Below are 24,416 nucleotides of genomic sequence, written 5' to 3' on the forward strand. Positions count from 1 at the left end.
GGGAGACAGCTCTTTGAGTCTCCTGGGGATTTTCGTCTCTCGTGGGTCGTTAAATCCCGGGCGGGACCGTAAAGGCCACCCCTGCCGAACTCAAGACTTAGACGCCGCCTCTTGCACCGAAAACGGAAAACCGATTGATTTGAGGATAGTTTTCCTGAGTTGCGACGGGCTGGACCTTCCATGGTCAGGCAGGCCAAAGCGCAGAGGATGCTCACCCACGACCAGATCTGGGGCGCGCTGGATCGGCTGGCGGCGCGTGCCGGCCTGTCGCCGTCCGGCCTCGCCAAGCGCGCCGGGCTCGATCCCACCACCTTCAACAAGTCCAAGCGCGTTACCTCCGACGGCCGCGAGCGCTGGCCCTCGACCGAATCGATCGCGAAAGCGCTGGCGGCGGCAGATTCGTCGATCGACATTTTTGCCAGGCTGGTCGGCGACGAGGCAGGCGGCGGCCGTTCGGTGCCGCTGCTCGGCTTCGCACTGGCGGGCGCGAGCGGCGCCTTCGACGAGTCCGGCTTTCCCGTCGGCAAGGGCTGGACCGAATTTGCCCTTCCCGCCTTCGAGGGCAACCATAGCTTCGCGCTGCAGATGTCCGGCGAAGCGCTTGCGCCCGCCTATCGCGACGGCGACATCATCCTGGTCGCGCCCGGCGCGCCGATCCACAAAGGCGATCGCGTGGTGGTGAAGACCAACGCGGGCGAGCTGACGGTGGCGACGCTGAAGCGCCGCACCGCAAAGGCTCTGGATTTGCAGCCGCTCGATGCGACGCAGGCCGAACGCAGGATGGCGGCGAGCGAGGTGGTGTGGATCGCGCGGATCGTGTGGGCAAGCCAGTGAGGCCTCGGTGTCGTCCTGGCGAAAGCCAGGACCCATTACCTCGGGAGAAGTTGTGGCACCAATTGGCCACTCCGAGTCTCCGTAACCACATCCGGCGGTGGCTATGGGTCCTGGCTTTCGCCAGGACGAATCGGGGAGATAGGTCGCGCCTACAACTCAGTTCCGTAGCCCTCACGCACTCCGCGCCAGCGCGCCGTCGATCATGTTGACCGCGTTCTGCACGCCATACACCGCGACAAAGGAGCCGAAGCGCGGGCCCTTTTCCTGGCCGAGCAGCACCTGGTAGAGCATGTTGAACCAGTCGAGCGTCACGCCCGGACGGCCGTCCTTGCCCTTCTTGACCTGGTCGAGGAACGGCTCGCGGCGGCCGATCTCGTAGACGACGTTCTGGATGTCCTCGGCCGAGGCGTCCTGCGGAAGCTGCGATAATGCATCCCGCAAATCCTGCAGCGCCGCGCGCTCGGTCTCGGTCGGTTCGCGGAACGTCTTCGTCGGCGCGACGAAGTCGCGATAATAGTTGATGGCATAGCCGACCATCGCGTCGAGCTTGGGATGCGTCTGCGGGCTCACACCGGGTCGGTAGCGACCAATGAAACCCCACAGTGTCTCGGCATTCTCCGCATTCGACGACGACACCAGCGTCAGCAGGAGCTGGAACGTGACGGGCATGTCGAACTTCGGCGGATGGCCATTGTGGACATGCCAGACCGGATTGCCGAGCTGCTGCCTGGCGTCCTGCTTCGCAAAGCCGTCGATGAACTGCTGGTAGTCGTCGACATTGCGCGGGATGACGTCGAAATACAGCCGCTTGGCCGCCTTCGGCTCGCGATACATGAACAGCGACAGCGATTCCGGCGAGGCGTAGCGCAGCCATTCGTCGATGGTCAGCCCATTGCCCTTCGACTTCGAGATCTTCTGGCCCTTGTCATCGAGGAAGAGCTCGTAGTTGAAGCCCTCCGGCGGCGTGGCGCCGAGCGCCCTGGCGATCGCGCCGGAGAGTTTGACCGAGTCGATCAGGTCCTTGCCGGCCATCTCGTAATCGACGCCGAGCGCGACCCAGCGCATCGCCCAATCGGCCTTCCATTGGCACTTGACGTTGCCGCCGGTGACCGGCGTCTCGACTTCCTGGTTGGTATCGGGATCGAGGTAGGTCACCGTGCCGGCCGCAACGTCGCGGCGGATCATCGGCACCTGCAGCACGACACCCGTGGTCTTGCTGATGGGGAGGAACGGCGAATAGGTCGCGCGGCGGTCGGGACCGAGCGTCGGCAGGATGATCGCCATCACCTTGTCGTAGGCCGCGAGCATTTTGAGCAGCGTCGCGTCGAAACGGCCGGACGTGTAATAGTCGGTCGAGCTCGCGAATTCGTAGTCGAAGCCGAAATGATCGAGGAAGGCGCGCAGCCGCGCATTGTTGTGGTGCCCGAACGACGGGTATTCGTTGGAGAACGGATCCGGCACCCGCGTCAGCGGCTTGCCGAGATGCGCGGCCAGCATCTCCTTGTTGGGGACGTTGTCGGGCACTTTCCGAAACCCGTCCATGTCGTCGGAGAACGCGAGCAGGCGGGTCTTGATCTTGTTCTCGGTCAGCACATGAAAAGCGTGCCGCACCATCGAGGTGCGCGCGACCTCGCCGAAGGTGCCGATATGCGGCAGGCCTGATGGCCCGTAGCCGGTCTCGAACAGCACCTCGTCCTTCGGGCTTTTCTTCAGCCGCGCGACAATGGCCTTCGCCTGCTCGAACGGCCAGGCGTTGGATTGTTCGGCGAGCGCACGCAGATCGCTCGGATTCGCGGCAAGATCGATAACAGACATCTAAGGGGCCTCCGGGCCGCGGAAAATAGCGATTTCCGGGCAGAATGCAATTTTGTGAGACCCTCATCCTGAGAGCTTGTGACGCTTTTGCTCGTTCGGAGCGCCTCCGCAGCGCATAAATGATAACTCATTGACGAACTCAGAGCCGCCATTTACCGCGATAAACAGCCCCACTCCGGCGGCAGCTAGAGGTCGGTGCCGTGCTTGGATTAACGAGCGCTCCATAGGAGCGGGTCTCGAAGGATGCCCGTGAAGGGCGGGCCGCGCTCCCCACCATGAGGGTCTTCTTGCGCCTCACGTCCCGCGCGGCTTGACCCGCCGGGTCGGCAGCGCATTCGCCGGATCTTCCGGCCAGGGATGGCGCGGGTAGCGGCCGCGCAAATCGGACCGCACGGCACTGTAGCTGCCGCGCCAGAAACCGGGGAGATCGCGCGTCACCTGCACCGGGCGCTGCGCCGGCGACAGCAGTTCCAGCACCAGCGGCACCTTGCCGGCGGCGATCGAGGGATGGGTGTTGAGGCCGAACAATTCCTGCAGCCGCACCGCGATGGTCGGCCCCTGCTCGGCTTCATAGTCGATCGCGAGCACGCTGCCGGTCGGGGCCTCGAAATGCGTCGGCGCCTCGCGGTCGAGCCGCGCGCGCATCTCCCACGGCAACAAAGCCATCAACGCGTCGGAGAGATCGCCGGCGGAAATATCCTTCAGCGCGATCATGTCGTAGAGCGCCGGCACCAGCCAATCGTCGCGCCGCGCGATCAATCCGTCGTCCGAGAGATCGGGCCAGCTGTCGCCTTCGGCCCTGCGCAAAAACATCACGCGATCGCGCCATTGTTTGGCTACCTTCGACCAGGGCAGCCGGTCGAGTCCGGCGGCGATCAACCCGTCGGCGAAGATGCGCGCAGTGTCCCCCGAGGGCGACACGGCGAGCGTCGCCTCGGAGAGCGTGATCGCGTGCAGCGCGCGCTTGCGCCGCGCCCGCAGCGCCATCGCGCCGCGATCGAACGAGATCTCCTCGACGGATTCGATATGCTCGGCGAAATGCCGCTCGATCTCGTCCTGCGAGATTTGCGCCGCGAGCAGAATGCGCCCGCTCGCCGCCGTGCCGGTCATCTCGCCGACCGCGATATAAGGCGTGCGCGCGAGCGACGAGGTCTGATCCACCGCAGCACCCCGGCCGTTGGCGAGCACGAAGCTGCCATTGCCGCGGTTGCGCGCGACGCGATCCGGGAAGGCGTAGGCGAGCATCAGGCCGGTCGAGAGGTCACCTTCTGCGGTCGCCGCCTTCTCTGACGCCGCCACCTGCGAAGCCCAGCGCCGGGCGAGGTCGCGCGCGCTTGCGGCACGCGGGGAACGGTCGCGGCGGAACTGATCGCGCCGGTGCTCGAGATCGACGCTGTCGCCGCCGAGCCCGCGCTCGGTGATGATGGCCGCGATCTCGGCGGCGGCCTCGCCTTCGCCGGCACGGTGCGAATCCACGATCATGCGCGCGAGCCGCGGCGGCAGCGCCAGCGCGCGCAGGCTCTTGCCCTCCGCGGTGATGCGGCCATCGCCATCGAGCGCGTTGAGCTCGGAGAGCAGGCTTTTTGCTTCCTTCCAGGCCGGCTGCGGCGGCGGGTCGAGAAACGACAGCGCGGCAGGATCGGCGACGCCCCATTGCGCGAGATCGAGCACCAGCGAGGACAGATCGGCGCTGAGGATCTCGGGCTGGGTGTAGGGCGCTAGCGAGGCTGTCTGAGGTTCGTCCCAGAGCCGGTAGCAGACACCGGGCTCGGTGCGGCCGGCGCGGCCGCGGCGCTGGTCCGCCGCCGCGCGGGAGACGCGCACGGTCTCGAGCCGGGTCAAGCCGATGTCGGGCTCGTAGCGCGGCACGCGGGCGAGACCGGAATCGACCACGATGCGCACGCCCTCGATGGTGAGCGAGGTCTCCGCGATCGAGGTCGCCAGCACCACCTTGCGCGTGCCCTTGGGCGCCGGCGAGATGGCACGATCCTGCACGGCGGCGTCGAGCGCGCCAAACAGCGGCACGATTTCAATGCTGGAATCGTGTATGCGTTCGGCGAGGAAATTCTGGGTGCGGCGGATTTCGGCGGCGCCCGGCAGGAACGCCAGCACCGAGCCGGCATCGGCCCGCAGCGCCGAGGCGATCGCATCCGCCATCTGCCGCTCGATCGGCGCGTCAGCCTTGCGGCCGAGATAGCGCGTCTCGACCGGAAAGGCGCGGCCCTCGCTTTCGACGACGGGCGCTTCGCCCAGCAATTTTGCCACGCGGGCGCCATCGAGCGTTGCCGACATCACGAGGATGCGCAAATCCTCGCGCAAGCCCAGCTGCGCGTCGCGCGCCAGCGCCAGGCCCATGTCGGCATCGAGCGAGCGCTCGTGGAATTCGTCGAACAGCACGGCGGCGATGCCCGACAGTTCGGGATCGTCGAGAATCTGGCGGGTGAAGATGCCCTCCGTCACCACCTCGATGCGGGTCGCGCGCGAGATCTTCGAGCCGAAGCGGACGCGATAGCCGACAGTCTCGCCGGCGCGTTCGCCGAGTGATTTGGCCATGCGGTCGGCGCTGGCGCGCGCCGCGATGCGCCGCGGCTCCAGCACGATGATCTTCTTGCCTTTGGCCCAGGGGGCATCGAGCAGCGCCAGTGGCACGCGCGTGGTCTTGCCGGCGCCAGGAGGGGCCACCAGCACGGCGGCATGATGCGCCTCCAGCGTGCGCGAGAGGTCGTCGAGCACGGCATCGATCGGGAGGGGCGTGTCGAAACTGAGGGGCAAGGCCTGTCCATTCGTCACGCCCGAGCAAAAAGCGCGAAGCGCGTCTTCGCACGGAAGTCGCCGGGCATCCACGTCGTCACACTAGAAAACAGACGTGGATGGCCGGGACAAGCCCGGCCATGACGGAATCGTTGCGAGGTCGGATCGCTAGCCCTGCACCGGCGGCCGTCCAACACTCTCATAGACGAAGCCGGCCGCAGCCATCTCCTCGGGGCGGTAGATGTTGCGCAAGTCGACAATGACGGGCTGTGCCATGGTTGCCTTCAGCCGGTCGAGGTCGAGCGCACGGAACTGCACCCATTCGGTGACGATCACGATCGCATCGGCGCCTTCCGCGCAGGAATAGGCGTCTTCGCAATAAGTGATGCTGGGCAGCTCAGTCTTCGCCTGCTCCATGCCGACGGGATCGAAGGCCTTCACCTTCGCGCCCATGTCGATCAGGCCGGTCACCAGCGGGATCGACGGCGCGTCGCGCATGTCGTCGGTGTCGGGCTTGAAGGTGAGCCCGAGCACGGCGATGGTCTTGCCGCGCAGCGAACCGCCGAGCGCCTGGCTCACTTTTCGCGCCATCGCCCGCTTGCGGTTCTCGTTGACCGCGAGCACGGATTCGACGATGCGCAAGCTCACGTCGTAGTCCTGCGCGATCTTGATCAGCGCCTTGGTGTCCTTTGGGAAGCAGGAGCCGCCGAAGCCCGGACCGGCGTGCAGGAACTTGGTGCCGATGCGGTTGTCCAGGCCAATGCCGCGCGCGACCTCCTGCACGTTGGCGCCGACCTTTTCGGAGAGGTCCGCGATCTCGTTGATGAAGGTGATCTTGGTCGCGAGGAAGGCGTTGGCGGCGTATTTGATCATCTCGGCGGTGCGGCGTTCCGTGAACATCAGCGGCGCCTGGTTCAGCGACAGCGGACGATAGATATCGCTCATCACCTTGCGGCCGCGCTCGTCGGAGGTGCCGACGACGATGCGGTCGGGGAATTTGAAGTCGCGGATCGCCGCGCCCTCGCGCAGGAATTCGGGATTCGAGGCGACGACGACGTCGGCTTTGGGATTGGTCTCGCCGATGATGCGCTCGACCTCGTCGCCGGTGCCGACCGGAACGGTCGACTTGGTCACGACGACGGTGAAGCCGGACAGCGACTGCGCGATCTCTTTCGCAGCGGCATAGACGTAGGACAGATCAGCATGGCCGTCGCCGCGGCGCGACGGCGTGCCGACCGCGATGAAGACAGCATCGGCATCCGCAACCGGCTTGGACAAATCGGTGGTGAACTCCAGCCGCTTGGCCTTGACGTTGGTCGCCACCAGCTCGTCGAGCCCAGGCTCGTAGATCGGGATCTCGCCGCGATGAAGGGCCGCGATCTTCTTCTCGTCCTTGTCGACGCAGATGACGTCGTGGCCGAAATCCGCAAAGCAGGCTCCGGACACCAGTCCCACATAGCCCGTGCCGATCATAGCAATGCGCATGAAAAACCCTGTTTGGCTTGGTTAACAAAACCCCAATTCCACGGCGGTTTAGCATTTTCCCGGGGTGAGGGAACAGCCCGCGTGCAAAAAACGGCACAGCAATTGTACCAGTAAAGAAATCGTAAGCTGCAAGGCGGCAAACTGCTCCGCGTTCACACAGATGCTGGCGGAACACGCCTCGAAAAGAGACACCATGGCACCATCAGGCACAATCGCCGCGAGCGGGGGACTCAAGGCCCCGGCTGCTGCGCGCGTCGATTGGGTCGATTACGCCAAGGGCATCTGCATCGTCATGGTCGTGATGATGCATTCGGTGCTGGGGGTCGAGCTTGCCGCCGGCGAGACCGGTTTCATGCATGTTTTGGTGGCCTTCGCGAAGCCATTCCGGATGCCGGATTTCTTCCTGATTTCGGGTCTGTTCCTGTCACTGGTGATCGACCGGGACTGGCGAACCTATCTCGACCGCAAGATGGTGCATTTCGCCTATTTCTATGTCGTCTGGGTGACAATCCAGTTCGGCTTCAAGGCCCCCGCATTCGCAGCGGAAACGAGCTGGCGCGACGCCGGATTGCTATATCTGGAATCCTTCGTCGAGCCGTTCGGCACGCTATGGTTCATCTACCTCCTGCCGATCTTCTTCGTCGTCACAAAACTGACACGGCGCATGCCGCAGCCCGCGATATGGCTCGTCGCGGCCGCGCTGGAGACGGCGCGCATTTCGACCGGCTGGACCGCGATCGACGAGTTCTGCGCGCGCTTCATCTATTTCTATTCGGGCTATCTGTTCGCGCCCTACGTGTTCGCGCTGTCGGACCGCGCGCGCAATCATCCCGCATGGGCGCTGACAGCGCTCGCGACATGGGTGCTGGTCAATGCCGGCCTCGTTGCGCTCGGCGCCAGCGAATGGAAAATCGTATCGCTCGTGCTCGGCTTCGCCGGCGCCTGCGCCATCATCACGATGGGCACGCTGCTCGCGCGCGTGCAATGGCTGAATGTCTTCCGCTTCTGCGGCGAGCATTCGATCGTGATCTATCTCGCCTTCTTCCTGCCGATGGCGGCGACACGGACGCTGCTCTTGCGCACGGGCATCATTCCCGACATCGGTGCGGTGTCGCTGATCGTGACCATCGCCGGCGTGATCGGCTCGCTCGCAATCTGGCAGATCGCACTGCGCCTTGGCGGCAACTTCCTGTTCGAGCGGCCCGATGCGTTCTGGATCGCGCCGAAGAAGACAAGCGCGGTGTTGCAGGCGGCGGAGTGATACTCTGCTGTCATCCCCGCGAAGGCGGGGATCCAGTATTCCAGAGGGCAGCAGTCGTATACGGAGAAGCCGCAGCGTACTGGATTCCCCGCCGTCGCGGGGAATGACAGCGGGGGATGCGGGAAATGACAGTGGGGATAGCGGCATCCGCAAGCCAAAAATCCACCTCCCAAGGCTGTCAAATCCCGCAAAAATTCATACATTGCGGCCATGCCCAAGAGCTCCCCAAAGACCACCGCCCAAGCTGACACCAAGGCTGCCGCGCCCAAGGCCGCCGAAACCAAGCCCGCTGCTGCGACAGCTGCTGCCAAGCCCGTTGCCGCGAAGGCGGCCGGCAAGGGCGATCATGTCTTCCTGGTCGACGGTTCCGGCTACATCTTCCGCGCCTACCATGCGCTGCCGCCGATGAACCGCAAGTCCGACGGCTTGCAGGTCAATGCCGTGCTCGGCTTCTGCAACATGCTGTGGAAGCTGTTGCGCGAGATGCCCGAGGACAACCGGCCGACCCATCTGGCGATCATTTTCGACAAGTCGGAAATCACCTTCCGCAACAAGATCTATCCTGAGTACAAGGCACACCGGCAGCCGGCCCCGGACGATCTGATCCCGCAATTTTCGCTGATCCGCGAGGCGGTGCGCGCCTTCGACCTGCCTTGCCTGGAACAGGTGGGCTTCGAGGCCGACGATTTGATTGCGACCTATGTACGGCAAGCCTGCGAGCGCGGCGCAAGCGCGACAATCGTGTCCTCCGACAAGGACCTGATGCAGCTCGTCACCGACTGCGTCACCATGTACGACACCATGAAGGACCGCCGCATTGGCATCCCCGAGGTGATCGAGAAGTTTGGCGTGCCGCCGGAGAAGGTGGTGGAAGTGCAGGCGCTGGCCGGCGATTCCACCGACAACGTTCCTGGCGTGCCCGGCATCGGCATCAAGACCGCGGCGCAGCTGATCGTCGAATATGGCGATCTCGAGCAATTGCTGTTCCGCGCCACCGAAATCAAGCAGCCGAAGCGGCGCGAGGCGCTGATCGAGAACGCCGAGAAGGCGCGCATCTCGCGGCAGCTCGTATTGCTCGACGACAAGGTCGACCTCGACGTCCCGTTGGACGATCTCGCCGTCCACGAGCCCGATGCGCGCAAGCTGATCGCGTTCCTGAAGGCGATGGAGTTTTCCACGCTGACGCGCCGCGTCGCCGAATTCTCGCAGATTGACCCGGCCAACGTCGATGCAGATCCCGGCTATTCCAGCGGCGCCAGCGTCTTCTCGCCGCTGCCGCCTTCGGACGTCGTGCCGGCCCCGGGACCCGGCGCGCCGGCGCAAGTTCCGGTGGGCCAGCGCAACCCTTCGGCGAGCAAGGAGGACAAGGCCGCGAGTCCGAAGGGCGCGCCGATTTCGCTCGCCGCCGCGCGGGAAGAGGCTTTGCGCAAGCTTCCGGTCGACCGCAGCAAGTACCAGGCCATCAAGACGCTCGCGGAATTGAACGCGTTCATCGCGCGCATTCACGATGCCGGCCATGTCGCGGTCGAGATCCGGGGAAACTCGATCGATCCGATGCAGGCCGACCTCTGCGGTATCGCGCTGGCGCTGGCGCCGAACGAGGCCTGCTACGTGCCGCTGGCGCACAAGCAGTCCGGCGGCGGCGCCGGCCTGTTCGACGCGGGCCTCGCGCCCGACCAGGTCAAGCACACTGATGCGATCGAAGCGTTGCGGCCGGTGCTGGAATCACCAGGCATTCTCAAGATCGGCTTCGAAGTCAAATTCACCGCGGTGATGCTGGCGCAGCACGGCATCACACTGCGCAACACCGATGATGCGCAGCTGATCTCCTACGTGCTCGATGCCGGCCGCGGCTCGCACGCGCTGGAGCAACTGTCCGAGCGCTGGTTCGGTCACGCGATGCTCAAAGACAACGAGCTGCTCGGCAGCGGCAAGGGCAAGATCACGTTCGACCAGGTGCCGATCGACAAGGCCGCGTCGCTGTCGGCGGAAGGCGCCGACGTGACCTTGCGCGTCTGGCGCGTGCTGAAGCCGCGCCTCATCGCCGAGCACATGACCACGGTCTACGAGACGCTGGAACGCCCGCTGGTCGCGGTGCTCGCACGCATGGAGCGGCGCGGCATCTCGATCGATCGTCAGGTGCTGTCGCGTCTCTCCGGCGACTTCGCCCAGACTGCGGCCCGTGTCGAAGCCGAGATCCAGCAGATCGCGGGCGAGCCGGTCAATGTCGGCAGCCCGAAGCAGATCGGCGACATCCTGTTCGGCAAGATGGGACTGTCGGGCGGCACCAAGACCAAGACCGGCGCGTGGTCGACCACCGCTCAGGTGCTCGACGAACTCGCCGAGCAGGGCCACGAGCTCCCGCGGAAGATCCTGGAGTGGCGCCAGGTCTCTAAGCTGAAATCGACCTACACCGACGCGCTGCCGACCTACGTCAATCCCCAGACCCACCGCGTCCACACGACCTACGCGCTGGCCGCGACCACGACGGGCCGACTGTCGTCGAACGAGCCGAATTTGCAGAACATTCCGGTGCGCACTGAGGACGGGCGCAAGATCCGGCGCGCCTTCATCGCAACGCCAGGGCACAAGCTGGTCTCCGCCGACTATTCACAGATCGAGCTGCGGCTGCTCGCCGAGATCGCCGACATTCCCGTGCTGCAGCAGGCGTTTCGCGACGGTCTGGACATTCACGCCATGACGGCATCGGAAATGTTCGGCGTGCCGATCAAGGGCATGCCGAGCGAAATCCGGCGCCGGGCCAAGGCGATCAATTTCGGCATCATCTACGGCATTTCGGCATTCGGCCTTGCCAACCAGCTCGGCATCGCGCGCGAAGAGGCCTCCGCCTACATCAAGAAATACTTCGAACGCTTCCCCGGCATCCGCGCCTACATGGACGAGACGCGCGACTTCTGCCGGAACCACGGCTACGTCACCACGCTGTTCGGACGGAAGATGTACTATCCCGACATCAAGGCTTCGAACGCCTCGGTGCGCGCCTTCAACGAGCGCGCCGCGATCAACGCCCGGCTCCAGGGCACCGCCGCCGACATCATCCGCCGCGCCATGACGCGGATGGAGGATGCCCTGGTCCTGAAGAAACTGTCTGCGCAGATGCTGCTGCAGGTGCATGACGAATTGATCTTCGAGGTACCGGACGCGGAGGTCGAGGCGACGCTCCCCGTCGTGCAGCACGTGATGCAGGACGCGCCGTTCCCGGCCGTGCTGCTCTCGGTGCCGCTGCATGTCGATGCACGCGCAGCGAACAATTGGGACGAGGCGCATTGATCGGACGGTACCGCCCCGGCGAAGGCACACGCACAAGCTGAATTGTCCTCCGAGCAATTGCGCGATGGCCCCACTGCGCCACGCATATTAGAACCGTGCCGTCTCCCGCACCGGTTCAGCCATGCCCCACGCCTCCGCCCTGCTCGGCTTCGCTCTCGTCTGCCTCGGCCTCGTGCTCACGCCCGGGCCGAACATGATCTACCTGATCTCGCGTTCGATCACGCAAGGGCCTGCGGCGGGCATCGTCTCGCTCGGCGGCGTGGCGCTCGGCTTCTTGTTCTACATGCTGTGCGCGGCATTCGGCATCACGGCGCTGCTGCTCGCCGTTCCCTTCGCCTATGACGCGCTGCGCTTTGCCGGCGCGGGTTATCTGTTGTGGCTGGCCTGGCAGGCAGTGAAGCCGGGCGGGCGCTCGCCGTTCCAGGTGAAGCAGCTTGCGATCGACAGCCCGCGCAAATTGTTCGCGATGGGGTTCGTCACCAATCTGCTCAACCCGAAGATCGCGATGCTTTACCTCGCGCTGCTGCCGCAGTTCATCGATCCCACCGCCGGCAGCGTGCTGGCGCAGTCAGTGGTGCTCGGCGCGATCCAGATCGCGATCAGTGTCAGCGTGAATGCGATGATCGCGCTCGCGGCCGGGTCGATCGCGCTGTTTCTCGCAAGCCGGCCAAGCTGGATGCTGGTCCAGCGTTGGCTGATGGGCACGGTGCTGGCCGGGCTTGCGGTGCGGATGGCGGTGGAAGCGCGGAAGGTGTGATTTTCCCCTCTCCCCGCTTGCGGGGAGAGGGAGAGAAAGATCAATCTAGCTTCGCCTCCATGCCCCGCTTCACCGCCGGGCGGGCCATCAGGGCCTCGTACCAGCGCTTGACGTTGGGAAAGTCGGCCAGGTCAACCTTGTGGCGAGGGTGACGCCAGGCCCAGCCCAGGATGGCAAAATCGGCGATCGAGAGCTCGCCGGCGACGAAATCGCTGGACTCCAGCCGGCGGTCGAGGACGCCGTAGAGCCGTCGCGTCTCGGCCATGTAGCGCTTGAGGCCGTAGGCGCGGTCCTGCTCGTTCTCGAGCGCGATGAAATGGTGCACCTGGCCCGGCATCGGCCCGAAACCGCCCATCTGCCACATCAACCATTCATAAACGGGAATGCGGCCCGAAAGCGATTTCGGCAGAAATTTGCCGGTCTTTTCGCCGAGATACAGCAGGATCGCACCCGACTCGAAGATGCTGACGGGCTTGCCGTCCGGGCCATCAGGATCGACGATCGCGGGGATCTTGTTGTTGGGTGAGAGCTTCAGGAACTCCGGCGCCATCTGTTCGCCCTTGCTGATATTCACCGGGATCCCCTTGTAGGGCAGCCCCATCTCCTCCAGCGCGACCGAGATCTTGCGGCCGTTCGGCGTGTTCCAGGTGTGCAGCTCGATGGTCATTTGTCGCGTGTCCTTGCCCAGCCTTCTTGCAGGTTTTCTTGCCCGAGATATCCGGCATCCACCTACCCCAGAACGTTGCACCCCCACAACCGGCCGCCCGGGATGGCCGATCCCTGTTGACGGGGGAAGCCCCCTCTGGAATGTCGAGGCCGTCGCGGATAAATTCCGCCACCTCCAAAAATGCTCCCGAGGGCCCGCCGTGTCTAAATCAGCCTCCCGCGCCCGCCTGTTCGAGATCATCCGCCGGCGCTCCTTCGGCCGCGGCGAGGTGACGCTCGCGTCGGGCCGCAAGAGCGACTTCTACTTCAACCTCAAGCCGACCATGCTCGACCCGGAGGGTGCGACCCTGCTCGCCGAGTTGACCTATGAGGCGCTGAAGGATGACCAGCTCGATTTCATCGGCGGGCTTGAGATGGGCGCGGTGCCGCTGGCCGGCGCGCTGGCGCAGATCTCCTGGATCAAGGGCCATCCCATCGCGGCCTTCTTCGTGCGCAAGAAGCCGAAGGAGCATGGCGCGAAGCTTGCGATCGAGGGGCTGCCCAGGGGCGAGACGCTGGAGGGCAAGCGCGTCGTGATCGTCGAGGATGTCACCACCACCGGCGGCTCGGCGATGAAGGCCGTGGAAGCGGTGCGCGAGACCGGCGCGGAAGTGGTGCTGGTGCTGACCATGGTCGACCGCGAGGAAGGCGCCGACGACACCTTTGGCGCGGCCGGGCTGCCGTTCCGCTCGCTGTACAAGGCGTCGGAGTTCTTGAAGGCTTGAGCGGCTAGACTTTTTCCGCCGTCGTGCCCGGGCTTGACCGGGCATCCACGTCTTTGCCGCACCAGAGATCCTGGATGGCCGGGACAAGCCCGGCCATGGACGAGGTCCACCCGTCCGGCGACACCGCTCCTCCCCCCTCAACCGCTCATTTACCATCCCGCCTTATGGTGAATCATGTGCTGAGACCTGATGGTCCCGGCCGGTTGGGTAGCGCCGGGTGGAGTAAGCGTTTGCGTACAGTCATGTCCCATGCGCGCCGGTGGCGTCGCGCGATGCTCGTAGCCGCCACATTGGCAGCACCGCTGGTTGCGGCTCCGGCCCCGGTTTCGGCCGAAGGCCTGTTCGACTTCTTCTTCGGCGGAATGCAGCAGCAGCAGCGGCCGCAGCGTGAGGTGCCGCAGCAGCCGAGCTCCTACGCCGATCCATTCACCGGCCAGCAGAACGGCGCAAGTCCGCCATACGTGCCGCCGACACGTTCGGCTGCGGCCGGCGGCTCGGGACCGGCGTTCTGCGTGCGCAGCTGCGACGGCAAATATTTTCCGCTGATGCGCGGTCTCACCTCGCCCGCGCAGATGTGTCAGGCGTTCTGTCCTGCAAGCGCCACCAAGATCTATTTCGGCTCCTCGATCGACGGCGCGGCGTCGCAGACCGGCGAGCGCTATGCCGATAGCGAGAACGCGTTCGCCTATCGCAAGGCGCTGCGCGCCGACTGCACCTGCAACGGCCGCGAGCCGGTCGGCCTTGCTCCGGTCGATCTGGCGCTGGACTCGTCGCTAAAGCCCGGCGACGTGATCGCCACCAGCGACGGTCTCGTCGCCTATACCGGCATCCGCGTCGGCAACGACCAGGCCGCGGACTTCACCCCGGTCGCCTCCTATCCCGGTCTCACCGCGCAGGTCCGCGCACGGCTCGGCGAGATGAAGGTGGCGCCGGTGCGCGCCGACACGGTGGCGGCGGATGCCCCTGCCGCGGAGATCGTGCGCGAGACGCTCCCCGACGTGACGGTGCCGAAAACGCAAAAGCCGGCGAAGCGGGCTGGGCTGGACTAGCTCAGGCTCGTCTGTAGCCAAGCCGTCATTGCGAGCGACTTGTCCGCCGAAGCTCGAAGAGCGAAGGCGGAAGCGAAGCAATCCAGTCTGGCTCCGTGGAGGCACTCTGGATTGCTTCGTCGCAAGAGGCTCCTCGCAATGACGGAGGATGGTGGGTCACCGTCCGATGATCACGCCGATCACGTTCGGCGCCGCCAGATATTTCTCCTCGATCGCCGCGCGCGCGGCGGCGCGGTTGTCTGCCGTGAGCAGGCCGCGCTTCTCGGCTAAAATCATCCAGCAAAAACCCCACCAGTCGGTGAGCATGCCTTGGTCGTCGACGAGATCATAACCCTGCTCGGCGGCGAAGATGCGCGCATGCGCTTCGTCAAGCGTGTCGAGGAACAGATGGTCCTGCGCCGAAAACAGATCGTCGCTGACGTCGTCGATGGTGTAGCCCCAGATCGACTGGCACACCGCGTTGAACTCGCGGTCGAACTGGTCGTCGTCGACCGCGTGGCGCCGCGCCGCCTGATGCAGCCGCGACAGCGAGCGCGCGAAATCGGCGATCCTGGTGAGGGCAAATTGATCGAAGGCAATGGTGGACATGTAGTCCTCGCGAAGTCTGGCAGACGCTAGATATGGTGTCGGCAACACGCCGAATCACAATGATATATCAAAGACTTGCTAAAGTGTTCTTAATTTGTTCTGATGTTAGGCGCGATTGTTGGAGAGCGTCGTCCTGGCGAAAGCCAGGACCCATTACCCCGGTCAGTGTTGCTTTTGCGGGTTGGGCCATGAGCACGAGCAGCTACTTCGTCTACATTCTCGCAAGCCGCCATCACGACACGATCTATATCGGAATCACCAACGACGTCCGCGCGCGGCTTGAGCTACATCGTTCGGGTCGCGGCTCGAAGTTCGTGCACAAGTATAAAATCTTCCGCCTCGTTCATGTCGAAGCCTACGCAACACTGCAGGAGGCGATCGCGCGCGAGAAGCAGCTCAAGTTGTGGAAGCGGGACTGGAAGATCAAGCTGATCGAGGAAGAAATCCCGATTGGAATGATCGGTCAGGCCTCATCTGACAGGCGGGTAATGGGTCCTGGCTTCCGCCAGGACGACACCTTCTTCGTTGCACCAGCCCCTGCTCAATTCGCCGCTGACATCAACTTATCCCCGCACGCGCTTGCGTAAAATTTGCCGCCGCATTGGCGCTTGATGGCGGCGCAGCGGGCGGCGGAGGATGCGTTTTGCGGAAGCGTGACGGCGCAGCTCAGGCCGTCGGCGCTGCGGCCGATCTTGCCGGCGGCGAAGGCGGCGCTGGACGCGGTGATGCAGACGACGAGGAAGGTGGCGGCGGCGATTTCGATCAGCCGTCGCGTCACAGGTCTCATCAGAGAGTTCATCGGGCGCCTCCTCCACACTGATGGCTGAATTGGCCGCCATTCTAGCACCAAATCCACGTTTCCCCGTATGCGTCCGGGTTCCCAAATCGGCCCGTTCCTTGCATAATTTTACGCCAAACGCAGTGCACGGTCGCACCAGCAATGGTTCCGTACAGAGGCAAGATGCGTAGGGTCAGTAGTGTTCTCGCGACCAGGAAGTGACGACTTTGCAAGATTCATCGTTCCAGCCCAATTTCTCCGCCCCCAACCAGCCCATCGACGAACTCGCTCTGGCTGAGATCAAGGGCGCGATCCTGGCGAAGCTGCGCCTTGCCATCGGCAAGGATGCGGGCATGGCCACCAAGCACGACTGGTACCAGGCCGCGGCGCTGGCGCTGCGCGATCGCATCGTGCATCGCTGGCTCACGGCCGAGAAGCACAGCTACGATGCGGGGCGCAAGCGGGTCTATTATCTCTCGCTCGAATTCCTGATCGGCCGCCTCTTCAGCGACGCGCTGAACAATATGGGGCTATTGAAGATCTTCGAGGTCGCGCTCGGCGATCTCGGCGTTTCCTTGCCTGAGCTGCGCAAATGCGAGCCGGACGCGGCGCTCGGCAATGGCGGCTTGGGCCGTCTCGCCGCCTGCTTCATGGAAAGCATGGCGACGCTGTCGATCCCTGCGATCGGCTACGGCATCCGTTATGATTACGGCCTGTTCCGTCAGATCATCAATCAGGGCTGGCAGCAGGAATATCCGGACGAATGGCTCGGCTTCGGCAACCCTTGGGAATTGCAGCGGCCCGAAGTGATCTATGACATTCGCTTCGGCGGCGGTGTCGAGCATGTCGAAGACAAGGGCCGCGATCGCGCGATCTGGCATCCGTCCGAGACCGTGCAGGCGATGGCCTATGACACGCCGATCGTCGGCTGGCGCGGCCAGCACGTCAACGCGCTGCGGCTGTGGTCGGCACGCTCGCCCGATCCGTTGAAGCTCGATGCCTTCAACACCGGCGACTATGTCAGCGCCAGCGCCGAGCAGTCGCGCGCGGAAGCGATCTGTAAATTCCTCTACCCGAACGACGAGAGCCCGGCGGGCCGCGAGCTGCGCCTGCGCCAGGAATATTTCTTCGTCTCGGCTTCGCTGCAGGACCTGATCAAGCGGCACCTTGCGTCGGACGGCCAGCTTCGCAGCCTGTCGAGCAAGGTCGCGGTGCAGCTCAACGACACCCATCCGAGCCTGGCCGTCACCGAGCTGATGCGGATCCTGATCGACGACCACAATTTCCGCTGGGACGAGGCCTGGAAGATCACGGTCGCCACGCTGTCCTACACCAACCACACGCTGCTGCCTGAGGCGCTGGAGACCTGGCCGGTCGAGCTGTTCGAACGGCTGTTGCCGCGGCATCTCGAGATCATCTACCGCATCAACGTGCAGCATCTCGCGCTCGCAGAGGCGCGCGCCCCCGGCGACATCGACTTCCGCGCCTCGGTGTCGCTGATCGACGAGCGGAGCGGCCGGCGCGTGCGCATGGGCCAGCTCGCCTTCGTCGGCTCCCACCGCATCAACGGCGTCTCGGCGATGCATTCGGACCTGATGCGGGAGACCGTGTTCCACGACCTCAACCATCTCTACCCCGGCCGCATCACCAACAAGACCAACGGCATCACCTTCCGCCGCTGGCTGATGCTGGCGAACCCGAAACTGACCGATCTGTTGCGCGAGACCTGTGGCGACGCCGTGCTCGATGATCCGACGCAGCTCAGCCTGATCGAGGCCCGCGCCAGCGACGTCGAATTCCAGAAGAGGTTCCGCGCAGTCAAGCTTCACAACAAGACGGCGCTGGCGCGCCTGATCGGCGAGCGCCTCGGCATCAAGGTCGACCCGAACGCGCTGTTCGACGTGCAGATCAAGCGCATCCACGAATACAAGCGCCAGCTTCTCAATGTCATCGAGACGGTCGCGCTGTACCAGGCGATCAAGGACGACCCCAACGGCAACTGGGTGCCGCGGGTGAAGATCTTTGCGGGCAAGGCGGCGGCGAGCTACCGCTACGCCAAGCTGATCATCAAGCTGATCAACGACGTTGCGGAAGTCGTCAACAACGACCCCGCGATCGGCGGCAAGCTCAAGGTCGTCTTCCTGCCCGACTACAATGTCAGCCTCGCCGAGGTGATCATTCCCGCGGCCGACCTCTCCGAGCAGATCTCGACGGCCGGCATGGAAGCCTCCGGCACCGGCAACATGAAGCTGTCGCTCAATGGCGCCCTCACGATCGGCACGCTCGACGGCGCCAACATCGAGATCCGCGACCATGTCGGCGCGGAGAACATCGCGATCTTCGGCATGGAAGCCGGCGATGTCATGATCCGGCGCAAGCAAGGGCTGGACGCCTCCGACGTGATCCGCAATTCGCCGAAGCTCCAGCGCGCCATCAATGCGATCGGCGCCGGCGAATTCTCGCCCGGCGATCCCGGCCGCTTCGAATCGATCGCGCATGCGCTGCGCTATCTCGACCATTACATGGTCAGCGCCGACTTCGATTCTTATTACGAGGCGCAGCGCAGCGTCGATGCGCGCTGGCAGGTGGCGCCGGCCTGGACCCGCGCCTCGATCCTCAACGTCGCGCGCATGGCGTGGTTCTCCTCCGACCGCACCATTCGCGAATACGCCGAGGAGATCTGGAACGTGCCGGTCAACCCCACCACGCCGCTGCTGCCGACCTTGCGCGACGTCGCGGGCTGAATTTCCGCGACGTGAAATCGGTTACTCACGAGGTAATTGCACAAGCCGGCGGCGGACGTGATATGACGTCCGTCATTGAACGCCGGATCGAATAATGCACGCCAAGCTCCCGCACCCTTTCGACGACGCCACCCGCGTCACCGCCGGTGACTCCAGCTGGCAGGGACACACCAGCGACGATTACTGGGCCTTTGTCGGCCCGTTCGGCGGCGCCACCGCCGCGACTATCCTGCGTGCGCTGATCGAGCATCCGGAACGTGCCGGCGACCCGCTGGCGCTCACCGTGAATTACTGCGCGCCGATCGCGAAGGGGCCGTTCGATCTGGACGTGCGGCTGGTGAAGGCTAATCGCTCCAGCCAGCACTGGAGCGTCGAACTGTCGCAAGGCGGCGGCGAGGTCGCAACGCTCGCCACCGCCGTGTTCGCCGAACGCCGGCCGTCCTGGGAGCACAGGGTGGCGCAATATCCCGATGCAAAGCCGTTCGAAGAGACGATGCCGTTCCCGAAGATCGCGGCGTCCTGGGCCAACCAGTACGAATTCCGCTTCGTCGAGGGCGAGATGCGGATCGGCCCGCTCAAGCCCGAGCTCGCCAGCACTTACTCAAAGCTCTGGATCAGTGATCGCGAACCGCGCAAGCTCGACATGCCGTCGCTGATGTCGATGTCGGACGCCTTCTTCGGCCGCATCTTCCACGCGCGACGCGAGCTGGTTCCGTTCGGCACGGTGTCGCTGACGACGTATTTCCACACTGACAGCGAAGAGCTCGCCGCCGAGGACATCACGCGCGTGCTGGCGACGGCCGATTCAAAGATCATGCACAAGAGCTACGCCGACCAGAACGCCGAGCTGTGGTCGCCGAACGGAAGACTGCTCGCGACCACGACGCAGATCGCCTATTTCAAGGCGTAGCTGCTTCCGCGAGTTCGCCATCAATCCAGACTGTTTCCGCGGAGGGATTCTGGATTGCTTCGCTGCGCTCGCAATGACGGTGGAGAGACATCTTGAAAAGCAAAAGGGCGGCCTCGCGGCCGCCCTTTCGAATTTCAAACGACGCAAGCTTACTCCGCCGCGAGCTTCACGTCCGGTGCAGCGGCGCGGACCTCGGCGTCGACCTGGGCTTCGAACTTGGCAAAGTTCTTCTGGAACATGCCGACCAGCGCGCGGGCGGTCTTGTCGAACTCGTCCTTGTCCTTCCAGGTGTTGACCGGGTTGAGGATCTCGCTCGGCACGCCCGGCAGCGCGGTCGGGACCGCGAAGCCGAAATATTTATCGGTGCGGAATTCGACGTTGCGAAGCGAGCCGTCGAGGGCCGCGGTCAGCAGCGCGCGCGTCACCTTGATCGGCATGCGCGAGCCGGTACCGTACTTGCCGCCGGTCCATCCCGTGTTGACCAGCCAGCAGTCGACATTGTGCTGGGCGATCAGGTCGCGCAGCATGTTGCCGTAGACGGAGGGGTCGAGCGGCAGGAAGGGCGAGCCGAAGCAGGTCGAGAATTCCGGCTGCGGCTCATTGCCGAGACCGCGCTCGGTGCCAGCGACCTTGGCGGTGTAGCCCGACAGGAAGTGATACATCGCCTGCGCCGGCGAGAGCTTGGCGATCGGCGGCAGCACGCCGAAGGCGTCGGCGGCGAGCATCACCACGTTCTTCGGCTGCGGTGCGCGGCCGGTGCGCGAGGCGTTCGGGATGAACTCGAGCGGATAGGCCGAGCGCGTATTCTCGGTCTTGGAGCCGTCGTCGAAATCGACCACGCGGGTGTCTTCGTCCAACACGCAGTTCTCGAGCACCGCGCCGAAGCGGGTCGAGGCGGCATAGATCTCGGGCTCGGCTTCCTGCGACAGCTTGATGCACTTGGCGTAGCAGCCGCCTTCGAAGTTGAAGACGCCGTTCGGGCCCCAGCCGTGCTCGTCATCGCCGATCAGCGTGCGGTTCGGATCGGCTGACAGCGTGGTCTTGCCGGTGCCGGACAGGCCGAAGAAGATCGCCGCATCGCCCTTGGCGCCGACATTGGCCGAGCAATGCATCGGCATCACGCCGCGCTCGGGCAGATAGTAGTTCAGCGTGGTGAAGACCGACTTCTTCATCTCGCCGGCATAGTAAGACCCGCCGATCAGCACGATCTTGCGGGCGAAATCGATCGCGACGACATTCTCCGACTTGCAGCCATGGCGCTTCGGATCGGCGCGGAAGCTCGGCATGTCGATGATGGTGAGCTCGGGCACGAACGCCGAGAGCTCGATCGCCTCGGGACGGATCAGCAGCGTGCGGATGAACAGCGAGTGCCAGGCGAGCTCGGTGAAGACGCGGGTCTTGATGCGATAAGCCGGATCGGCGCCGCCATAGAGGTCCTGTGCGAACAGCGACTTGCCTTCGGCGTGCTTGAGGAAGTCCTGGTAGAGCGTCTCGAACTGCTCTGCGGTGATCGACTGGTTGCCGGCCCACCACATCTTCTTGTCGGTGGTGGCGTCACGCACCGTGAATTTGTCCTTGGGGCTGCGGCCGGTGAACTCGCCGGTGTCGGCGCAGAGCGCGCCATCGGCCGACAGCACCGCCTCGCCCGCGGAGAGCGCGTATTGATAGAGTTGCGGCGCACCGAGGTTCCAGTGAACCTGCTTGAGATTCTTTAAGCCGAATTTGTCGGCGCCGAAGGCACCGTTGCGCACGCCCGTCTCTTGCACGAAAAATCCTCCTAGAACCCACTCAGCGCGATCATGCTTGGCGCCGCCGCGGTCACCGTGATTACAGGCCGTTCGGCCTCGGTTGGAACGACCTAATACTGATGAACGCTGGCGTTGCCAAGCTGATCCCTTAGGATTTGGTTTATTCAAGGACCGCGCCAAACGTCGCGCATGTCAGCTCTGAGCAGGCGCATCAAAAAATCGACAATGATCGCGCAACCAAATGTGCGTTTCGGCGTTTCCTGAGGTTATTGCAACGCACAATGTCCAAGACAGCTGAAGGACAATCGCAGCCCGCCCTATCGTACCGCGCCTTCGCCGATGAGCGCGAAGGGCCCCCACATCGCTGGATAGGCGTTGCGCGGAGACGAGGTGTCGTCAACGTAGGTTAACATCGCGCGGCGCAAGGCTTCGGCACGCCCGATTTGTGGTTCGTTTTTGAGCAGCTCGAAAATCATCGTGGTCAGGCGGGTGGCAGCTTCCGAATCCACGGCCCAATGCGAGACCAGGAGCGCGCGCGCACCGGCGTAGAAGAACGAGCGCGCCAGTCCCGACAGGGCCTCGGCGCCGGGCTTGTCGCCCGCGATGGTGTTGCAGGCCGACAGTACAACCCAATCCGCATTGAGCTTGAGCTGAGCGACTTCACTCGCGGTGAGTAGACCGTCGTCGAGTTCAGTGGGCTGATCGGGAATGGAGAGCGCGAGCGAGGGCTCACCCAGTCCCTTGATGTCGCCGGCAACGAGGCCGTGGGTGGCAAAGTAGATGATGCCGTATTGAGCAAGCGCTGCACGCTTGAGCGTCGTCTCGCTGGCGTCGCGGCCGAGATGAATGTCGGCCTCGGAAGCCCCGACATCCCTGGCCACCGCGTTCAACTCATCGGCGGTGTCGGGCAGTTGCGGCAGCGCCTGCGCAAGCCGCGCGCGATCGACGCCGGCACCGCGCCAGAAATCACTATAGGCGATGGTCGCGATGCTGCGCGCGGCGACCTTGCCGTTCGCGGCGCGCCGCTCGGCGGGCCCTTCCAGTGCAGGATTGAACACGGGATCGCCGAAGCCGGTCATCGGCTTCACGCTTTGATCCCGACGCGCGAAGGCCCGCAGCGATTTCAGACTGCCCACCGACGGCAGCACCGAGACGGCCTGGCGCCGCAGCAGCCAGGCGGCGCCGCGATAGCCTTCGAGCGTGTCCGGGATCGCAGCCTGCGGCTTCTCCGTGACGAGCAGATGAAACGGCAATGCGGTCAGCGCAGCCGACGGCACCACCAGCAGGCTGTGCTTGTGCTTTGTCAACGCCTCGACCGGACCGAGCAGCGCGACATGGAGCTCGTTGGCGAGCGCCAGATCGAACAATCCGGATTTGCCGGAGGCGTCGCGCGCTTTGCCGACGTCGAGTCCCTTGCGGAATGCCGTCACCTTCTGCGTCAGCGCATCCGCGCCGAGTGGGATGGCCTTCCAGTCGACGCCCTCGCGCGTGATCGCGATGACACAGCTCTGCTTGTCGACGACGGAATAGAGCACCATCGCCTCGTCGGCCGACAGCAGCAGCCGGATGTCCTTTGCCGTCAACGGCAGCGGATTGGAGAGTGACGCGTAGTCGGGAAACTCGACCGCGAGCGTCTTCTGCAAGCCCGCACGCTCGTTGGCAATCATTGCAATCCGCGCGCGGCTGCGCTGTTCGGTTGCGAGATCGCGCTGCGCGGATTGCTTCGACACTGCGGCAACGATCGCCTTGTCGAGTGCCTCTGACTCAGCCGCGAGATCCTGATCCCGGCGCACCAGCTCGGCGAGCCGGTCGCTGCCGGCGGCAAGCCGAACCGCGAGCTTGTTCACGGCGGATGCGGCGGAGGATTGCGTGCCGCGCTGGATCGCGGCGAGGGCCTCGTCGAGCGCCTTGTCGCCGGACAGCAGATCTTGTTGGCGCGCGGCGAACAGGACCGGCAAGACGATGCGCAACTGGGCGCGATCGCCCCGAAGAGTCCTTTCCGCGAACGGCAATGCGTCCGCGGCGCGCCCGGCCACGTAGAGGAAATAAGCCAGATTGCCGGTCGAGGTCATGACCTCGGGATGATCGGGCCCGAGTGCATTTTCGCGGATGACCAGCGCGCGACGATAGAGCGGCTCGGCGTCACCGTAGCGCTGCTGGTGCTCGTAGAGGCCGGCGAGATTGTTCAGCGAGCGGGCGACGTCGGGATGATCCGGTCCCAGCACCTTATCCCGGATCGCGAGCGAGCGCTTGATCGGCGCTTCCGCGTCCGCATCGCGATTGAGATCGCGATAGACCTGGCCGAGATTGTTCAGGACGGTGGCCACCGCCGGATGCTCGGAGCCGCCAGCCTTCTGGTAGATCGCGAGCGCCCGCTGAAACAGCGGCTCGGCTTCGGCATAGTGCTGCTGCTTCACATAGAGCGTGGCGAGATTATTGAGTGACTGGCCGACATCGGGATGCTCGCGCGACAATCCCTTCTCGCGAACGGCGAGCGCGCGCTTGAACAGCGGCTCAGCCTCGGCGTAGCGGCTCTGCCGCTGGTAGAGCGCGGCGAGGTTGCTCAGTTCGGCTCCGATCAACGGGGTTTCGAGACCGAGCGACTTTTCCATCAGCATGATGGCGCGCTTGTAGAGCGGCTCCGCCAGATCGTCGTGGCCCTGACCGGCATGAACCTGGCCGAGGTTGTTCAGCGCGGCGGCGAGTTCGCGACCTGTGTCGCTCTTCTCCAGGTTCGCGACCATACCTTGCGCCAAAGGCAGTGCTTCCGAATATCTGCCGGCGCTCATGAGGGTGTTGATCCGCGCGCTCTCCGCGGCGAGACCTTTCTGGGCGACGCTAGGCGTGACAAGCGATGCGGTGATCGCGAGCGTCAAACCCGCAACCAGCGTCCGTCTATTCCATTCTGTCATGACGCTCTCGCCGCCGCCTTCTGACCGGTAACGAACTTGGGTCGCGGCGATGGGCAGCAGCGT

The 24,416-nt window shown here is 64.4% G+C and carries 16 protein-coding genes and 1 pseudogene; 9 read left to right on the plus strand and 8 right to left on the minus strand.

Features of this window, described 5'->3' with window-relative positions; all coding sequences use genetic code 11:
* The first annotated feature begins 180 nt into the window (after nucleotides 1-180).
* Complete coding sequence (locus IVB19_RS34405) at nucleotides 181-834, plus strand: S24 family peptidase (protein WP_018460038.1); 654 nt, start codon at nucleotides 181-183, stop codon at nucleotides 832-834.
* A 171-nt stretch (nucleotides 835-1,005) separates the two neighbouring features.
* On the opposite strand, the gene IVB19_RS34410 is transcribed toward IVB19_RS34405, so the two are convergent.
* From IVB19_RS34410 to IVB19_RS34420, 3 genes are all read right to left on the minus strand, one after another.
* The gene (locus IVB19_RS34410; protein WP_018460039.1) at nucleotides 1,006-2,649 is read right to left on the minus strand and encodes a lysine--tRNA ligase; all 1,644 of its coding nucleotides are present in this window, start codon (nucleotides 2,647-2,649) and stop codon (nucleotides 1,006-1,008) included.
* Nucleotides 2,650-2,943: 294 nt separating this feature from the next.
* The gene (gene hrpB, locus IVB19_RS34415) at nucleotides 2,944-5,421 is read right to left on the minus strand and encodes an ATP-dependent helicase HrpB (RefSeq protein ID WP_026233929.1); all 2,478 of its coding nucleotides are present in this window, start codon (nucleotides 5,419-5,421) and stop codon (nucleotides 2,944-2,946) included.
* 147 nt (nucleotides 5,422-5,568) lie between these two features.
* Complete coding sequence (locus IVB19_RS34420) at nucleotides 5,569-6,885, minus strand: UDP-glucose dehydrogenase family protein (RefSeq protein ID WP_018460041.1); 1,317 nt, start codon at nucleotides 6,883-6,885, stop codon at nucleotides 5,569-5,571.
* Between the two features lie 193 nt (nucleotides 6,886-7,078).
* Between IVB19_RS34420 and IVB19_RS34425 the strand changes: the two genes are divergently transcribed.
* From IVB19_RS34425 to IVB19_RS34435, 3 genes are all read left to right on the plus strand, one after another.
* On the plus strand, nucleotides 7,079-8,146 hold the full coding sequence (locus IVB19_RS34425) for an acyltransferase family protein (RefSeq protein ID WP_026233930.1): 1,068 nt from the start codon (nucleotides 7,079-7,081) through the stop codon (nucleotides 8,144-8,146).
* Nucleotides 8,147-8,356: 210 nt separating this feature from the next.
* Entirely contained in the window at nucleotides 8,357-11,437 is a 3,081-nt protein-coding gene (gene polA / locus IVB19_RS34430) for a DNA polymerase I (RefSeq protein WP_018460043.1), read from the plus strand.
* A 121-nt stretch (nucleotides 11,438-11,558) separates the two neighbouring features.
* Complete coding sequence (locus IVB19_RS34435) at nucleotides 11,559-12,194, plus strand: LysE family translocator (protein WP_018460044.1); 636 nt, start codon at nucleotides 11,559-11,561, stop codon at nucleotides 12,192-12,194.
* 40 nt (nucleotides 12,195-12,234) lie between these two features.
* Here IVB19_RS34435 and IVB19_RS34440 read toward each other — a convergent pair whose 3' ends face one another.
* Nucleotides 12,235-12,861 (minus strand): glutathione S-transferase family protein, encoded by a 627-nt coding sequence (locus IVB19_RS34440; protein WP_018460045.1) that lies wholly within the window; start codon nucleotides 12,859-12,861, stop codon nucleotides 12,235-12,237.
* Between the two features lie 199 nt (nucleotides 12,862-13,060).
* Between IVB19_RS34440 and pyrE the strand changes: the two genes are divergently transcribed.
* Both pyrE and IVB19_RS34450 read left to right on the plus strand, forming a co-directional pair.
* Nucleotides 13,061-13,624 (plus strand): orotate phosphoribosyltransferase, encoded by a 564-nt coding sequence (pyrE, locus tag IVB19_RS34445; RefSeq protein ID WP_018460046.1) that lies wholly within the window; start codon nucleotides 13,061-13,063, stop codon nucleotides 13,622-13,624.
* A 272-nt stretch (nucleotides 13,625-13,896) separates the two neighbouring features.
* On the plus strand, nucleotides 13,897-14,673 hold the full coding sequence (locus IVB19_RS34450) for a DUF2865 domain-containing protein (RefSeq protein ID WP_083926594.1): 777 nt from the start codon (nucleotides 13,897-13,899) through the stop codon (nucleotides 14,671-14,673).
* Nucleotides 14,674-14,829: 156 nt separating this feature from the next.
* Here IVB19_RS34450 and IVB19_RS34455 read toward each other — a convergent pair whose 3' ends face one another.
* Nucleotides 14,830-15,261 (minus strand): hypothetical protein, encoded by a 432-nt coding sequence (locus IVB19_RS34455; protein WP_018460048.1) that lies wholly within the window; start codon nucleotides 15,259-15,261, stop codon nucleotides 14,830-14,832.
* Nucleotides 15,262-15,449: 188 nt separating this feature from the next.
* On the opposite strand from IVB19_RS34455, the pseudogene IVB19_RS34460 reads away from it, so the two are divergent.
* Nucleotides 15,450-15,739 (plus strand): annotated as a pseudogene (locus IVB19_RS34460) (GIY-YIG nuclease family protein).
* Between the two features lie 63 nt (nucleotides 15,740-15,802).
* On the opposite strand, the gene IVB19_RS34465 reads toward IVB19_RS34460, so the two are convergent.
* Nucleotides 15,803-16,060, minus strand: coding sequence for a hypothetical protein (locus tag IVB19_RS34465; protein WP_026233931.1), 258 nt, complete (start codon nucleotides 16,058-16,060; stop codon nucleotides 15,803-15,805).
* 206 nt (nucleotides 16,061-16,266) lie between these two features.
* Between IVB19_RS34465 and IVB19_RS34470 the strand changes: the two genes are divergently transcribed.
* Together IVB19_RS34470 and IVB19_RS34475 are read left to right on the plus strand one after the other, a co-directional pair.
* Complete coding sequence (locus IVB19_RS34470; protein WP_085384957.1) at nucleotides 16,267-18,783, plus strand: glycogen/starch/alpha-glucan phosphorylase; 2,517 nt, start codon at nucleotides 16,267-16,269, stop codon at nucleotides 18,781-18,783.
* 94 nt (nucleotides 18,784-18,877) lie between these two features.
* Nucleotides 18,878-19,693: an acyl-CoA thioesterase gene (locus IVB19_RS34475; protein ID WP_018460051.1), complete on the plus strand. Its 816-nt coding sequence runs from the start codon at nucleotides 18,878-18,880 to the stop codon at nucleotides 19,691-19,693.
* Between the two features lie 149 nt (nucleotides 19,694-19,842).
* Here the strand turns inward: IVB19_RS34475 and IVB19_RS34480 are convergent, their stop codons facing one another.
* Nucleotides 19,843-21,459, minus strand: a complete 1,617-nt coding sequence (locus tag IVB19_RS34480; protein ID WP_018460052.1) for a phosphoenolpyruvate carboxykinase — start codon at nucleotides 21,457-21,459, stop codon at nucleotides 19,843-19,845.
* A gap of 299 nt (nucleotides 21,460-21,758) precedes the next feature.
* Entirely contained in the window at nucleotides 21,759-24,353 is a 2,595-nt protein-coding gene (locus IVB19_RS34485) for a CHAT domain-containing protein (RefSeq protein ID WP_247820791.1), read from the minus strand.
* Between the last annotated feature and the right edge of the window lie 63 nt (nucleotides 24,354-24,416).

This window comes from Bradyrhizobium sp. 187, from assembly GCF_023101005.1.
GTDB classification, from domain to species: domain Bacteria; phylum Pseudomonadota; class Alphaproteobacteria; order Rhizobiales; family Xanthobacteraceae; genus Bradyrhizobium; species Bradyrhizobium canariense_D.